Here is a 14,812-nt window from a genome sequence, read left to right as displayed (position 1 = left end):
ACCACAGTGGCACGCGTTCCGGCCGTGGCAGTAGCAGTGGCAGGGGCAGTGGCTGTGAATGTGGCGCGCGGCGTGCGGGGCCGGGCTACTCGTCCGCCTGACCGTCCCGCGCGGCTTCGGCCTCGGCCACGGACGCGGCGGCGCGGACCAGGGCCGCGGTGGCCGTCGAACGGGACTGCTGCGGCCAGGCGACGGCGAGGATCGCGGGCGGTGCGTCCGTGACCGGCCGGTAGACGACACCCGGGCGCGGATAGCGGTCGGCGACCGAGGCGGGCAGCAGAGGGATCACGCCCCCGAGGCCGACGAGCGTGAGCAGTTGGGCCAGGTCGCGGCTCTCGCGGCGGATCTCGTCGAGGTACTGGTGCATGTCACCGGGGCGCAGGCCGAGGTCGGCGAGGGCCAGGCGGTCCCGGGCGGCGAGCGGATGGCCGACGGCAAGTGCCGCGACGCGCGGTTCGGCGGCCAGCGTCTCGGTGTCAAGGCCGGTGCGGTCGAACGGCTCGTGGACCAGGGCCACATCGGCTTCGCCCAGGCGCAGGAGCCGCGGCTGTTCGTTCCAGCCGCACAGCCGGACGGCCACCGGCAGGGCAGCCGGCTCCGACGCGAAGCGCGCCAGGATCGGCTCCAGGAGGCCCGCGTCCCCGTCGGCCTTCACGGCCAGGACCAGCTTGGGGTCGCGGGCGGCCGCGCGCTGGGCCCGCCGCCCGGCGGCCTGCAGAGCGTCCAGGGCGATCCTCGCCTCGGCGAGGAGCACCGTCCCTGCCGGGGTGAGGGCCACGCTGTGGGTGGTCCGCTCAAAGAGGGTGACGCCCAGCTCCGTCTCCAGCCGGCGGATCGCGCGGGACAGCGGGGGCGGGGAGATGCCGAGCCGCTCGGCGGCGCGGGCGAAGTTGAGCTCCTCGGCGACGGCGAGGAAATAACGCAGCGAACGGGACTCCACGCTTCCACTCCCCTCCGTTCGGTCGGTATTGCCCTGAGGGTAACAAGCCGGAGCGGATCGATCCTTCAGTTCGACCGCGCGACGCAGCAGGCTCGACGGCATCCGACAACGCATCCCTGGGGAGCCCTTTTCATGATCGTCGTCACCACCCCCACCGGCCAGATCGGCCGCCAGGTCCTGGACCTCCTCCTCGACGCCCCGGAAGGCACCGCGGGGATCCGCGTGATCGCCCGCGACCCGGCCCGCCTGCCGGCGCGGGTACGCGCGGGCGTCGAGGTCGTACGGGGCTCGCATGCCGATCCCACCGTCCTGAAGGAGGCATGCGCGGGCGCCGACCGCGTGTTCTGGCTTGTTCCCCCGACGCCGTCGGCCGACAGCGTCGAGGGGCACTTCCGCGACTTCACCGAGCCGCTGCGCGAGGTGATCGGAGATCAGGGCGTCCAGCGGGTCGTCGCCGTCTCCACCCTGGGCCGCTCGGTGGCGGAGAACGCCGGACTCATCTCGGCCTCGCTCGCCATGGACGAGGCCATCGCGGACACGGGCGTGCACTACCGGGCGCTGTGCCCGCCGTTCCTGATGGAGAACCTGCTGGGCCAGGCCGCGTCGATCCGGGACGCGGGCGCGTTCTTCCTTGCGCTGGCGGAGGAGCGCGTACTGCGCACTTGCGCGACCGGCGACATCGCCGCCGCGGCGGCCCGCCTGCTCCTGGACGACTCCTGGACGGGACAGGAGGACGTCCCGCTGGTCGGACCCGACGACCTGTCCCCCGCGGGCATGGCACAGGTCATCTCCGAGGTCCTCGAACGCCCGGTACGCATCCGGCGGACCAGCAGCGCGGACTACAGGGCGACGATGCTGCGCCACGGGGCGAGCGAGGCCTGGGCCCAGGGTCTCGCCGACATGACAGAAGCCCTGAACACCCAGGGCTTCTACGGCGCCGACGTACCGAGCACTCCGGAGGCCGCGCCCACCGGCTTCCGCCAGTGGTGCCAGGAGATGCTCAGGCCGGCCGTCCTGGCCTAGGCCCTGTCCGGCTGCCCTGACAGGGCCCCGGCCGGATCAGATGTGCAGTCGCAGCCACGCGCCGATGGCGGCGAAGTCCTCTTCGGTCAGGCCTCGCCCGGGGTCGATCCGATACAGGAGGGCCGGGCCCGAGTGGTGTGCCGCCACCCAGGCCCGGTCGGCTTCGGAGATTTCGTCATCGACCCAGACGAAAGGGCGGCCGGCCGCCCAACCGAGAAGGGGACGGGTCTTCCAGTGGAGTCCGTGCCATTCATCCTCGCCGGACGGCTCCGGCCAGGCCACTACGGGCAGCTCCGGCAGGCCGAGCCACGGTCCGACGCAGTCGTTCGCGTCGGACATCCACGTCGTGGCCCACACCAGATCGCACGGCAGCGCCAGCAGCCTGGGCCCGTGCGCCGGGTCGATCCGCGTGATCAGCGGATTCACGTCGGCTCCCTGCGGCCCGCGCCCGGTCTCGTAGGTCGGGTACCCGCCCGGAAGCTGTTCCCGTGTCGCCCCGAAGGGGATGAGGGGTCCATCGACGTCGAGAAAGAGTAGGGGCAGCGCAGAACCGATCACGCCTGCACGGTAGCGATGTTCAGGCGCGTCGTCGCAGGGCACCTGAGCGGAATGACCCCATGTGCTCCACATGATCTTCACGTGAACCCCTGCCCAACGGTTGAGGCTTCGACCAACTCCCAGGTCAGGGGCGTTTATTACTCAATCTTTGGCAGATTTTTGCTCTGTCATCAGAGGTTAATGCGATGGCAAAGTGAGAGACACAGCTGCCGTACAGGCTGTCACCGGGGCGACGTGGTGCCCGCTGTCACTCAGCGGTCCGCGCCGCCTCACTGTCACCATCGACCCGACCACACCGCGTCCCGGCTCCGCCGCAGTGACGCAGGAGGCAGGCCATCATGAAGTCCCTGATCGACAACGCCCGTTCCTTCGCCGCGACACATGTCGCGGCGCCCCAGAACACCGCGGCCTTCCAGGCCCTCGGGGCCGGGCAATCGCCCGAAGCCCTGTTCGTCACGTGCTCCGACTCACGCGTCGTACCGGCCCTGATCACCGGCGCACGCCCCGGCGAACTCTTCGAACTCCGTACGGCGGGCAACGTCGTACCGCCCTACCCCTCCGGCGAAGACACCGGCCGGGAGGGCCGCCCCATGAGCGAGGCGGCCACCATCGAGTACGCGGTGTGCGTGCTCGGAGTCCGCGACATCGTCGTCTGCGGGCACTCGCACTGCGGCGCGGTGGGCGCCCTGGTGCGGGGCGAAGACCTGTCGGCCGTACCGGCCGTGCGGGACTGGCTGGACCACTCCGTCGCCGCGGACGCCGCCGTGCGCTCCCTCGTCCCGGCCTCCGCGGACGTGGCGGAAGCCGTGCAGACACACGTGCTCGCGCAGGTGGAGAGGTTGCGCGCGTACCCCTGCGTGAGAGAGCGGATCGCCGACGGCTCGCTCACCCTGCACGCCTGGTACTACGAGGTGCACACCGGCACCGTCACCGCCCACCGCCCGTCGTTCGACGACCGGCCCGCGTTCGGTCCGCTGTGAGAGCCGCCGCCACGCCCCACCGCCCGGCCCGCTCCCACGACAGGACTCCCCACCCTCATGTCCTCCCTTCTCTCCACTCTCCGCTCCCCCTTCAGCCCACTGCGTGAACCCGGCGTCAAGCGCCAGGACTTCCTCGCCTCACTCGTCGTCTTCCTGGTCGCCCTGCCGCTGTGCGTCGGCGTGGCCGTCGCCTCCGGCGTGCCCGCCGAACTGGGCCTTGTCACCGGCATCGTCGGCGGCCTGGTCGTCGGCTTCCTGCCGGGCAGCGCCCTGCAGGTGAGCGGGCCCGCCGCCGGACTGACCGTGCTCGTCTTCGAGGCCGTGCAGGAGTTCGGGCTCGGCATGCTCGGCGCGATCGTGCTGCTCACCGGCGCGCTGCAGATCGCCCTCGGCCTGCTGCGCTGCGGCCGGTGGTTCCGCGCCATCTCCGTGTCCGTCGTGCAGGGCATGCTGGCGGGCATCGGACTCGTACTGATCCTCGGTCAGCTGTACACCATGGCCGGGGCCGAGCAGCCACGCTCCGGGCTCGACAAGATCGCCGGGCTGCCCGGACTGCTTGCCGACGTGCTGGGCGACACCACCTCACTGACCGCCGCGGCCCTTGGCCTCGGCACCATCGCCGTGCTCGTCCTTTGGCCGAAGCTGCCCGCGGCCGTGCGCGTGGTGCCCGCCCCGCTGGCCGCCGTCGCTCTGGCCACGGCTGTGTCCGCAGGGCTGAGCCTGGACGTGGCCAACGTGACGGTGCGCGGCCTTGTCGACGCCATCCAGCCGCCCGGGTTCGGCGACCTGGCCGCCCTGGGCAGCGTGGCCGTACTCGGCACGGTCCTTGCGTTCACCCTCATCGCCTCGGCCGAATCGCTGTTCAGCGCGGCCGCGGTGGACCGCATGCACGACGGCCCACGCACCCACTACGACAAGGAGCTGGTCGCCCAGGGCATCGGCAACGCGACGTGCGGCGTGCTGGGGGCCCTGCCGATGACCGCGGTCATCGTCCGCAGCTCGGCCAACGTCGAGGCCGGCGCACGCACTCCGCTCTCCCGCATCCTGCACGGCGCGTGGCTGCTGCTGTTCGCCGTGCTGCTTCCGGCCGCACTGGGCATCATCCCGCTGGCGGCGCTCGCCGGCGTGCTGGTCCACGCGGGCTGCAAGCTGATCCCCGTCAAGGAGATCGTCCCGCTCGCCCGTGCCCACCGGGGCGAGGCCCTGGTCCTCGCCACCACCGCGATCGCCATCGTGGTGACCAACATGTTCGAGGGCGTGGTGCTCGGCCTGGTGCTCGCGGTGATCAAGTCCGCCTGGGACACCTCCCATGTCCACCTGGACGTACGGGAACTGACCGGCGGCCGGATGGTGGTCACCCTCACCGGCAACGCCACGTTCCTGCGGCTGCCGCGCATCCTGGAGACGCTGGAGGGCCTGCCCAAGGACCGGCCCATCGAGCTGGATCTGACCGCGGTGCGCCATCTGGACCACGCCTGCCGTACGACGCTGGAGAACTGGGCGATGCGCCACAACGACAGCGGTACGGAAGCGGTGCGGATGAAAACAGCCTCGGTGACCGCTGAGCGGAGCTGACACCGCCCGACCGCGCCTGCGGGGGGCCAACGGCCGAATGCCGGGGGCGCGCGAAAATCAATCAGCCGAAGCATGCATGACCTTCGCTTCGCCGGGCACTCGCTTACTTGGCCCCGCCGCGTCCCCCCGTCGCGGCGGGGCCGCTGCGTGCCTCGGTCGACGATGGCCCCCACCGATCGCGGGGTGCTGTTGGGGCGCCTGGGAAAATGGCCCGCATGACACACGACAGTGAAATGGGCGCCGCCCACGACATCGACAGGGAAGGCCCGCTGACCATGGTGGCAGCCGCGATCGTTCAGGCGGGGCGCCTGCTGGTCGTCAGCAAGCAGGCGGCTCCCCACGTCTTCTATCTGCCGGGTGGCAAGCCTGACGCAGGTGAGGCGCAGCTTGAGACTCTCTCCCGTGAGCTGGACGAAGAGCTCGGGGTGGAGCCCTTGGAGCCTCAGTTCCTGGCCGATGTCGAGGCCATGGCTGCCCTTGAGCGGGTTCCGATGAAGGTGTCGGTCTTCGAGGCGCGCATCAGCCAGGTGCCCGAGCCCGCCGCGGAGCTGGCGGCACTGCGGTGGGTTTCCGGGCATGAACGGGACGTTCAGCTCGCTCCCGCGGTCAGGGACCACGTCCTGCCGTTGCTCAGGCAGCGCGGCACCATGGCGTCCTAGCGGGAACGCGGCCGCCGTCCGCTACCGGCGGCTGCGCACCAGCAAGTACACGAAGTAAGGCGTCCCGACGACGGCCGTCATGAGCCCCGCGCCCAGTTGGGCCGGGGCGATCACGGTCCGGCCGAGCAGGTCCGCGAGGCAGACCAGGCTCGCGCCCATCAGCATCGCGACCGGCACGACCCGTACGTGCCGTCGTCCCACCAAGGCGCGTGCCGCGTGCGGTGCCACGAGGCCCACGAAACCGATCGTGCCCGCGGCGGCCACCGCGGTGGCGCTGAGCAGCACGCTCACGACGAGGAAGCCGAGGCGTCCGCGTGCCAGGTCGAGGCCGAGGAGCCGGGGGGTGTCCTCGTCGAGCGACACGAGGTCGAGTTCCTTGCGGCGGGCGACGGCCACGACGGTCGCGGCCACGAGCACGGCCGCGACCGGCAGGATGTCGGTGCCGGTCCGTCCGTAGGTGGAGCCCGAGAGCCAGATGAGCGCCTTGGTCGCGCTGAACCGGTCGGTGAGCACGATCAACAGGCTGATGAGCGCCATCGTTCCCGAGGACACACCGATGCCGACGAGGACGAGCCTGCTGTTCTGGAAGCCGCCCTTCGCCGCGAGTCCGAAGACGACGACAGCGCTGACGGCGGCGCCGGCGAACGCCGCGCCCGCGATGCCCCACGACCCGGAGCCCGGCGCCGATGTGACGAGGATGATGGCGCCGAGCGCCGCTCCGCCGGAGACGCCGAGGACACCGGGTTCCGCGAGTGGGTTGCGGGTCACGGACTGCACGAGCGTGCCGGACAGCGCGAGCGCGGCACCCGCGAGGAGTGCGGCAAGCACCCGTGGCACCCGGGTGTCGAGGACGAAGGTGATGGCCTGACCTGATTGGCCCCGGGCCCAGTTGACCACGTCGCCGAGCAGGAACGTGCTGTCGCCGACGAGCACCGCGGCGATCGTGACGCCGACCAGCACGCCCACGAGGAGCACCACGGTGATGACGTACGCGGTCCTGCTGGGAATGCGCAGCCGGTCCGGCGCGGCGGCACCGGCGCCGTCGCGGGTACGCATCGCCATCACGACGAGGAAGACCGCGCCGACGACGCTGGTGATGACGCCCGTGGGGACGGTGACTCCCGTCTGGGTGGACGTCACGGCGCGCAGGAGTACGTCGGAGCCAAGCACGAGGGCCGCGCCCACAAGACCCGCGACGGGGATGCGGGTCCGGTGGCGTAGGAGGGCACGGACGCGGCCGGCGAGTGGGCGCACCAGGGCCGGCGCGCACAGTCCCACGAAGGCGATCGGCCCTGCCAGCGTCACCGCGCCGGCCGCGAGCAGCGAGGCGAGGACGACGGCCGTGACGCGGGTGCCGCGGACCGGGATGCCTAGGCCGCGCGCGGCGTCGTCGCCCAGGGCCAGGGCGTCGACGCGGCGGGCGATGAGCAGGAGGCCCGCGAGTGCGGCCGCGATGACGGGTGCCATCTGGGCCACTCCGTCGAAACCGTTCTGGCTGATGCTTCCCTGGCCCCACCGGTAGAGGCCCTGGGTCTGTTCGGGGGCCAGCAGGAGCAGCGCCTCGGTGATGGCGTTGAGCCCGAGGGCGAGCGCGCTGCCGGCGAGGACGAGGCGGACGGTGCCCGCGCCGCGTCCGGCGAGTGCGAGGACCACGGCGGCAGCGGCGAGGCCGCCGACGAACGCCACTCCCGACGAGGCGAGCAGCGGCGCCGTCGCACCGCTGGCGACCAGGACGGTCATCGCAAGGTACGAACCGGCGTTGACCGCGAGGGTGTCAGGTGAGGCGAGCACATTGCGGCTGACCGCCTGGAGGGCGGCGCCCGCCGCGCCGAGCGCGACGCCTACGAGTATCCCGGCGATCATGCGTGGCAGGCGTGAGGCGATGACGACGGATGAATCGCCCTGCTCCGCCTGGCCGGTGAGGGCCTTCCACACCTGGCTCGCGCCGACGGAGGCGGTGCCTTGCGTGATGTCGACGACGGCGAGAACGGCGACCAGAAGGACGAGACCGGCCGTCACCGCGACCGCGCCCGAGGGGGACGCGACCGCGCGTTCGGGCGTGGCTGAGGGCGTTGCGGTGACGACCACGGTCTCCTACTTCTTCAGGCTGTCGATGAGGGCGTCGATGTACGCCTCCATCGCCCCGGGGCCGCCGAACATCCAGATGCCGTCGGGCAGGCGGTGGACCTCGTCGTCCTTGACGAACGGCAGCGACTTCCAGACGGAGTTGTCGGCGAGCTCGTCGGTGAACACGTCGGAGCTGTCGTCGCCCTTGTTGCCGATGTAGACGAACTTCACGTCGTCGCCGAGCGCGGTGAGACCCTCGACGTCGGTGGTGGCGAGTCCGTAGTCCTTGTCGCCCTTGAGCTTCCAGTCGTTCTTGAGCCCGAGGTCCTCGTTGACGGCGCCGAGGAGGGAGTTGCTCGTGTAGCCGCGTATGGAGACCTGGTTGGAGGCGGCGTAGCCGTCGGCGAAGGCGATCTTCGAGCCGTCGAGCTTGGCCTCCTTCAGCGCCTTCTTGCCTTCGGCGACCTTCGCCTCGTACGACTCCTTGGCCTTCTTGGCCTCGCTGGTGGTGCCGGTGGCCTTGGCGATGACGTCGAGGGTGTCGAACATCTGGCCCACCTGGTCGGAACCGTCGGCGGCCTTGACCTGGAGGACGGGACCGATCTTCTTCATCTGCTTCACCGCGGAGGCCGACATGTCGGTCGTGGTGACGATGAGGTCCGGGGTGAGACCGGCGAGGGTGTCCATGCTCGGCTCGCCGCGGGTGCCGATGTCCTTGGGGTCGTTCTTCAGCGGAACCGCGGAGTCCCACGCCTTGTAGCCCTTGACGTCGGCGACACCGACGGGGTCCACGCCCAGCGTGACCATGGACTCGACGACGTTCCACTCGGTTCCGACGACCTTCTTGGCCGGACCGTCGAGCTTCACCTGCGCGCCGTTGGCGTCGGTGAGGGTGATCGGTTCGGACTTCTTGTCCGAACTGCTCTTGGCGGGCTCGGACGTGCCACAGCCGGACAGGATGAGGGCGACGGCGGTGGCGGCCGCCGCGGCGATGAGGGGGCGTCTCATGAGGAGGTGTGGAGCCTTTCGCTTCTGCTGTGGTGGCGGCCTATCGCGCGGGTGCGCAGCCGGCCGGTGAGGGGGTCTGTGTCGACCTCGATGCGGATGCCGTACGTCTCGGACAGGCGCTCGGGCTGCAGTACGTCTTCGGGGGCGCCGTCGGCGACGATGCGCCCGGCGTCAAGGAGGGCGATCCGGTCGGCGACGGCGGGCGCCTGGNNGCCCGCCTGGTCGAGGTCGTGCAGGACGACTCCGACGGCGATGCCGCCTTCGTCCGCGAGGTCACGCATCAGGTCGAGGAGTTCGATCTGGTAGCGCAGGTCGAGGTAGGTGGTCGGCTCGTCGAGGAGGAGGACGCCCGTCTCCTGGGCGAGGCAGCTGGCGAGCCACACCCGCTGCAACTGCCCGCCGGAGAGCTGGTCGACGGCGCGATCGGCCAGGTTGTCCACGCCGGTCAGGGTGAGCACGCGCTCCACCACGGCGGCGCCCCCGGCGTCCGCCTGACCCCAGCGGCCCCGGTAGGGATAGCGGCCGAACTCCACGACGTCACGGACGGTCAGACCGCCCGGCGTGGGGCGTCCTTGAGTCAGGAGCGCGACATGCCGGGCGAACTGGCGGGCGGTGAGGTCGAAGCCGTCGGCGGCGTCGGCCGTGCCGGAATCGAGGGTCAGTGTGCCGTGCCGGGCGCCCTGCAGGCGGGCGACGGTGCGCAGAAGCGTCGACTTGCCGCTCCCGTTGGGGCCGACGAGAGCGGTCACTTCGCCGGGCCTGAGCTGGATGGCGGCGTCATGGACGACGTCGACTCCGTCGTACGACACGGTCATGTGCTCGGCGGACAATTCGTGACCGCGCGGACGTGTGGCGCTACCTGCGCGTTCACTGGATCTCACGAGCGTGAAGGTTAGCCTAACCTTAGTCTGGCTGGAAATAGCGGCCCCATAACCGACCTTCACGGCAAGCAAGTCGCACCACGCCTCCTCTCGGCGGGCGCAACGAGAAGAGGCCACCCCGCTCCTTCGCGGGGTGGCCTCTGGCCTGCTTTCGATCACCTGCGCCGTGGACGGCGGCCGATCGCCGTCAGTAGAGCTTCTTGACGGCCTTGATGGTCGTGGACTTGAAGTCGGCCACCTGCGCGTGGGCGAAGTTGCCCATCTGCCCCCACTGGACGAGTGTCACGGTGTTGCCGTCCCGGCCGACCGAGAACAGGTTGATGTCCGAGGCTCCCCACGTGGCCTCGGTGTGGATGCCATAGACGTGGGCGCCTTCCTCGACGTTCAGCTTTCCGTAGTACTTCTGCGTCGCGGTGATCTCGGGATCCTGCTGCATCAGCTTCTTCGCGCAGCCGGCGAGGTCCTTGCGCATCAGGGCCGCGAAGTCCTTGGCACGCTGCTCGCTGCGCTCGACCACCGTCACCTGGAGGGCGCCGGTGTCGTAGTCCGTGCGGTAGGCACGGTGCACGGAGATCGACGGCAGGGCCTCCCCCACACACATCGGCAGCGGGTCGGGCTGCCCGGCGGTCACCGGGCCGGCAGTCCACGCCGACGACGCGTGCGGCGGCAGTTCGGACGGTGCCAGGAACCGAGGCGAGTCGGCGGCGGCCGCCGGAACCGCACCGGCACCAACACCCGCCATGGCCACCGCTGCCCCCAGCGCACACAACCCTCGGCTCATACGAACGCTCATGATCGTCAACTCCCCGTTCTCGAACGACTCCAACGCCACGTACGACCCGCGACACCCCGCACCCGTTGCCCCCGCTCACGTCACAGCCCTGTCCGCGAAGTCACCGAACGGTAACGTCCACTGCTCGGTGCGCGACGGTGCCACGCTCCGGCACCCGCACAGGGCCCAGCACCCCGGGCGACTGCGGTCGGCGAGCGGGGGCAAGGGTGGAGCGGGGAAGGCGGCGCGGTATGCCGCGTTCGACAGACAATGAGGAGTAGCCCATGGACAGTTCCGCGACGCCTGCGCACGCGGCGTCTGCCCGCGAGCCGGACGGATCCGGCACGTGGGCTCGACGGGGCGCCGCACTGCGCCGTACGCCGGCGGCGATGTGGAACGACGACGTGTCGGACTGGGCCGCGGCGTTGACGTACTACGCGATTCTCGCCCTGCTGCCCGCACTCCTGGTCACGGTCAGCCTGATCAGTCTGGTCAGTCCCGACACGACGCAGTCACTCATCACCGAGGTCACCGACTGGGCTCCCGCGCAGTCGGGCAGCGCCTTGAACGAGGCACTCACCGAGATGGCCGGCGCGCGCTCCGCCGCCGTGACCGTGGTGATCGCCGGGGGTGTCAGCGCGCTGTGGTCCGCCTCCAGTTACGCGGCGGTCTTCCGGCGGGCGCTGCACGCCATGCACGGCGTGAAGGACACCCGTCCCGTGTGGCGCAAGGCGCACCGTGTGCTCATGACCGCCCTCGCGCTGCTCGCGCTGCTGGCCGCCAGCGCGCTCGTGCTCGTCCTGAGCGGCTCGCTCGTCCAGGCCGTCGGGCGGCGCGCCGGTGTCGGCGACGCGGGGCAGACCGTCTGGAGTGTCATGAGGTGGCCCGCTCTGGTCTGTCTGGTGGTCCTGCTCGTCCTCGTCCTCTTCCGTAACGCACCGCCCGCGGAGCGCGGTTGGCGCCGCAGCTTGCCGGGCGGACTGCTGGCCGCGCTGCTGTGGCTCCTGTCATCGGGCCTGTTCACCTTGTACGCCTCGGGGTTCGGCACCTACGGCAAGCTCTACGGCTCGCTGGCGGGCGTGGTCGTCTTCCTGGTGTGGCTCTGGGTGTCCAACCTGGCGCTGCTGGCCGGAGCGCAGTTCACGGTGGAGATGACCCGCGGCCCGGTCGCCGTACCCAGGTCCTGAGACTCACCTGCCGATGCGCCCCGCGCGCCTCGCCGCCGTCAGGGACTCCATCAGGCCCCCGGGCCGCATCCAGTTCACTCTCCGTACGACGATGATCAAGTAGTCGGTGTCGATCGCCGCGCCCGCCAGGATGAACAGGCGACGGGAGCGTGCCCACGCCCCGGACACGAAGGCGGCCTGGCGCTCCAGATCACGGACGAGCGACGATGCCAGTTCCTCCCGGGTGGACGCGTCGCCCATCAGGCCGGGAACGCTGGGGCGGCGGTGGACGAGAGGGGCGTCGTCAGCCGTGAACGGGACGAATTTGGTCACGACCCGGAGTGCTTCCTCCATCGTGGGAGGAATGCGGCCGTCGCGGGCGACGACAACGCCCTCGATGCTTTCGGGGTCCGTCGGCACGACGTCATGACGTCCGGTCGGAAGCACCGGGGTCGTCAGTACGCCGTCACAACCGGAGGCCGGGCAGGGCTGCGAGACGATCTCCGCCATGTCGACCGGGTCGGTGTACGACTTGGGCCGCTGGTTCCGGCACTCCCGGCAGAGGGTGTACCGGCAGGACGGGCACTGCAGGCCGAGCGGATTCATCACGTCGAGCGTGGCCGCTGGGCCATGGAGCAGGAGCGGGTGGTTCGAGCACCACACACCGCGACAGCCCGAGCACTCGGTCATGACCGGCGCGAGCAGCGCGCTCGACGTCTGCTGTTCCGTCACGGGTTCGGGGGAGGTCAGCCGGGCCGTGCGGCTCTGCATCAGCGTCAGCTGCGCGGCGAAGAGACCGCTCGTGCTCTCGGGATTCCGGCGCAGGTGCCGCAGGACTTCGTCCAGGGCGGAGCGATGCCGGTCGGCGTACAGCAGCTCTTCCACTCGTCGTTCCAGCGCCCGGTCGTGATTCCAATCCGCCGGCAGGTCGAATCTCCGCATGCCCGTCAACATCCTTCTCCCAAACATCCTTCTCCCATCGCGGCCGCTTCGGCGTGACGGCCCGTTGCCGTCAAGGCCTCCTGGGCCGCCCGGCATGCCGCCGCCACCAGGTCCCCCGGGAGCGATGTGGCCGCCAGCAGCCGGTTCAGACGGTTCACCGCCTCGTCGAATCTGCCAAGCCGGATCAGTACCTGCGACAGCGTCAGTTCCCTGTGCTGCCAGTCGATCTCGGGCAGCGAAGTGGCCGAAGTGTCCGTGCCTTGTACCGGCGGTCTCCGCAAGCCCCTCGAGAGCATGGTGGCCAGGCTCGCGAACGACGCCGGGCGTTCGTCCATGTGCTGCATCAGGCAGCTGGAAATGACCATGCCGATGTCGGAGCTCGGCGGGGCGAGCGGATACTCGGTCGGCGTGAGTGAGCCGTAGTACAGCTCCTGGGTACGACTCCTGGGCCCGGAGGTCTCGTAGTACTCCAGCAGTTGCGCGCGCTGCTCGGCCGGGGTCGGTGCCGGACGGAAGGGGTACGGCAGCCGCCCTGTGCACGCTTCGTACAGGAGCACGCCGAAGGAGAAGATGTCGGCCCGGATGTCGCACGGCTCTTGCCGGAGCACTTCAGGTGCGGCATAGGCCCAGGTGCCGCCGCGCGCGGAAGGGAAGCGTCCGTCGCGGATGCGCACCTGCTGGGCCAGACCGAAGTCGGCGACCTTGGCGTGGCCCGCACCGTCGAGGAGCACGTTCGACGGCTTGAGGTCGAGGTGGGCCATCTCGGTGGTGCGGGACAGATGAGCCATGCCCTCGCACACCTGCTGCAGGACGTCGGCCAGGTCGTCGGGTACGGGCGGGGGCGTGTGGGTGTGCGTGTGCGTGTGCGTGTGCGTCGTGAGGGTGTCGTGGTCGGTCGTCCCGCGTCGCTCCCTGAGGAACTCGGCCAGTGTCGAGGGCACGTATTCGAGGACGATGCCGGGCGAGTCACCGATCGCGATCTCTTCGAACGTCGTGACGACGTGCGGATGCGGTGCGAGCCCGAGCAGCACGGCGAGTTCGGCGTCTCCCGCGAGCGCGCGGGACAGCGGGGTCTTGATCGCCCGGCGGACGCCCCGCTCGACGTCGTCGGCGATCAGGACCCACGCCTGCCCGCCGCGCCGGATCTCCGCCACCGACCAGCGTCCGTCGAGCACCGCGCCCACGGCTGCGGGCGCGCCCTCGAACGGTGGGGGCGGGTCGCACGGCCCCTCGGCTGTCGGCTCGTCCGCCGTCCGGTCATCCACCCCTCGTCAACTCCTCGTCCTCCGACTCCGTCGGCCTCGCATTGGGGTCGTAAAGATCAGGGGCGGAGAATTCGACCAGCATCGTTCCGCTCGCGACCCGCAGCCGGTCCTTGTCGCCGACCGTGCAGGACTCCCCCTTGCCGATCCTCAACTGCCGTGTGGCGCCGTCCAGATACGCGGGATGAGGCCCCAAGTGCCGGTAGACGAGCGCCGTGCCGACCAAGGACAGGTGGCCGTGGAAGCGGCTGTCGCGGGGGTCCGGCAGGTACACGCGATTCGCCGCGTTGCGACCGAGCGAGACATGGAAGTCGTCGGTCTCCAGGACGGGTTCCTTGGCGTCTCCCCGTATCCACGACAGCCGCAGGGTTCCGTCCACGAAGCGGTGGACCGGCGGGACGAGGCGGAGGCGGTCGGGTGCGAGCGCGACGAGCTGCTCGACCGGGGCAAGCAGCACGGAATCCCGGTTCCAGCGTGCGGCGTTGAGGCGCAAGGACACGACGCCGATGACGCAGCCCGTTCCGGTGAGGAGCACAGGAGCACCGCTCATGCCGTGCTGAGCGTGCCGGCAGCTGATCTTCACCCAGGCCCGGCCGTCCTGCGACGTCTCGCCCACGTAGCTGCCCACCCCGGCGTCGTAGTCGCGCGACTCGGCGAATCCGCGCAGGTGAACAGAGGCACCCGGCGTGGCGTTGCCGTGCGGGGCCAGAGTCATCGGCTGCCAGTCGACGGCCCCGCCGATCTGCAGGAGCGCCACGTCGGCCGCCTCGTCGACGAGCGGCAATGTCTCGACCGGCAGTGGCCGGCCGGGCATGGTGAGCGGCACGAACGTCCAATCCGCGTCCGCGTGCGCGCCGATGACATGAGCGGCGGTGGCGGCGAGACCGTCAGCGGTGACCACGAATGCGGTCCCGACGGGAACACCGTCACGTACCAGCCTTCCGATGGCGTCCACAGCGACGCCTACCGGCAGCCCTGG

General features: G+C 70.6%; 14 protein-coding genes. 5 read left to right on the top strand and 9 right to left on the bottom strand.

Annotation, left to right across the window (positions count from 1 at the left end; all coding sequences use genetic code 11):
* Window positions 1-85 precede the first annotated feature (85 nt).
* A complete protein-coding gene (locus ABD378_RS07315; protein ID WP_344519627.1) occupies window positions 86-940 on the bottom strand; it encodes a LysR family transcriptional regulator in 855 nt (284 codons plus the stop codon).
* A gap of 132 nt (window positions 941-1,072) precedes the next feature.
* Between ABD378_RS07315 and ABD378_RS07310 the strand changes: the two genes are divergently transcribed.
* Window positions 1,073-1,963: an NAD(P)H-binding protein gene (locus ABD378_RS07310; RefSeq protein WP_344519626.1), complete on the top strand. Its 891-nt coding sequence runs from the start codon at window positions 1,073-1,075 to the stop codon at window positions 1,961-1,963.
* Window positions 1,964-1,999: 36 nt separating this feature from the next.
* Here the strand turns inward: ABD378_RS07310 and ABD378_RS07305 are convergent, their stop codons facing one another.
* Window positions 2,000-2,521, bottom strand: coding sequence for an HAD domain-containing protein (locus ABD378_RS07305; protein WP_344519767.1), 522 nt, complete (start codon window positions 2,519-2,521; stop codon window positions 2,000-2,002).
* A 338-nt stretch (window positions 2,522-2,859) separates the two neighbouring features.
* Between ABD378_RS07305 and ABD378_RS07300 the strand changes: the two genes are divergently transcribed.
* The 3 genes from ABD378_RS07300 (at window position 2,860) to ABD378_RS07290 (ending at window position 5,735) form a co-directional block, all read left to right on the top strand.
* Window positions 2,860-3,501: a carbonic anhydrase gene (locus ABD378_RS07300; protein WP_344519625.1), complete on the top strand. Its 642-nt coding sequence runs from the start codon at window positions 2,860-2,862 to the stop codon at window positions 3,499-3,501.
* A gap of 57 nt (window positions 3,502-3,558) precedes the next feature.
* Window positions 3,559-5,076, top strand: a complete 1,518-nt coding sequence (locus ABD378_RS07295; RefSeq protein ID WP_344519624.1) for a SulP family inorganic anion transporter — start codon at window positions 3,559-3,561, stop codon at window positions 5,074-5,076.
* Window positions 5,077-5,291: 215 nt separating this feature from the next.
* Window positions 5,292-5,735 (top strand): NUDIX hydrolase, encoded by a 444-nt coding sequence (locus tag ABD378_RS07290; RefSeq protein WP_344519623.1) that lies wholly within the window; start codon window positions 5,292-5,294, stop codon window positions 5,733-5,735.
* A 21-nt stretch (window positions 5,736-5,756) separates the two neighbouring features.
* Here ABD378_RS07290 and ABD378_RS07285 read toward each other — a convergent pair whose 3' ends face one another.
* From ABD378_RS07285 to ABD378_RS07270, 4 genes are all read right to left on the bottom strand, one after another.
* Window positions 5,757-7,823 carry an iron ABC transporter permease gene (locus ABD378_RS07285; RefSeq protein ID WP_344519621.1) on the bottom strand — a complete coding sequence of 689 codons (2,067 nt, stop codon included), beginning with the start codon at window positions 7,821-7,823 and terminating at the stop codon, window positions 5,757-5,759.
* 6 nt (window positions 7,824-7,829) lie between these two features.
* A complete protein-coding gene (locus ABD378_RS07280; RefSeq protein ID WP_344519620.1) occupies window positions 7,830-8,810 on the bottom strand; it encodes an ABC transporter substrate-binding protein in 981 nt (326 codons plus the stop codon).
* Window positions 8,807-9,625, bottom strand: coding sequence for an ABC transporter ATP-binding protein (locus ABD378_RS07275; protein ID WP_344519619.1), 819 nt, complete (start codon window positions 9,623-9,625; stop codon window positions 8,807-8,809). The genes ABD378_RS07280 and ABD378_RS07275 overlap by 4 nt, the downstream gene beginning before the upstream one ends.
* A 253-nt stretch (window positions 9,626-9,878) precedes the next feature.
* Window positions 9,879-10,484 carry a hypothetical protein gene (locus ABD378_RS07270; protein WP_344519618.1) on the bottom strand — a complete coding sequence of 202 codons (606 nt, stop codon included), beginning with the start codon at window positions 10,482-10,484 and terminating at the stop codon, window positions 9,879-9,881.
* Between the two features lie 263 nt (window positions 10,485-10,747).
* Between ABD378_RS07270 and ABD378_RS07265 the strand changes: the two genes are divergently transcribed.
* Window positions 10,748-11,650 carry a YihY/virulence factor BrkB family protein gene (locus tag ABD378_RS07265; RefSeq protein WP_344519616.1) on the top strand — a complete coding sequence of 301 codons (903 nt, stop codon included), beginning with the start codon at window positions 10,748-10,750 and terminating at the stop codon, window positions 11,648-11,650.
* 3 nt (window positions 11,651-11,653) lie between these two features.
* Here the strand turns inward: ABD378_RS07265 and ABD378_RS07260 are convergent, their stop codons facing one another.
* Genes ABD378_RS07260 through ABD378_RS07250 form a run of 3 tightly spaced genes read right to left on the bottom strand, consistent with a single transcriptional unit; the run spans window position 11,654 to window position 14,734 of the window.
* Window positions 11,654-12,571, bottom strand: coding sequence for a hypothetical protein (locus ABD378_RS07260; protein WP_344519615.1), 918 nt, complete (start codon window positions 12,569-12,571; stop codon window positions 11,654-11,656).
* 5 nt (window positions 12,572-12,576) lie between these two features.
* Entirely contained in the window at window positions 12,577-13,836 is a 1,260-nt protein-coding gene (locus tag ABD378_RS07255) for a serine/threonine-protein kinase (RefSeq protein ID WP_344519614.1), read from the bottom strand.
* Complete coding sequence (locus ABD378_RS07250; RefSeq protein ID WP_344519613.1) at window positions 13,829-14,734, bottom strand: trypsin-like peptidase domain-containing protein; 906 nt, start codon at window positions 14,732-14,734, stop codon at window positions 13,829-13,831. Before ABD378_RS07250 ends, ABD378_RS07255 begins: the two co-directional genes overlap by 8 nt.
* Window positions 14,735-14,812 lie beyond the last annotated feature (78 nt).

Origin of the sequence: Streptomyces rectiviolaceus (genome assembly GCF_039533825.1) — a bacterium.
GTDB lineage: Bacteria > Actinomycetota > Actinomycetes > Streptomycetales > Streptomycetaceae > Streptomyces > Streptomyces rectiviolaceus.
The sequence above is the reverse complement of the archived record's forward strand: the minus strand, read 5'-3'. Positions and strand labels throughout refer to the sequence as shown.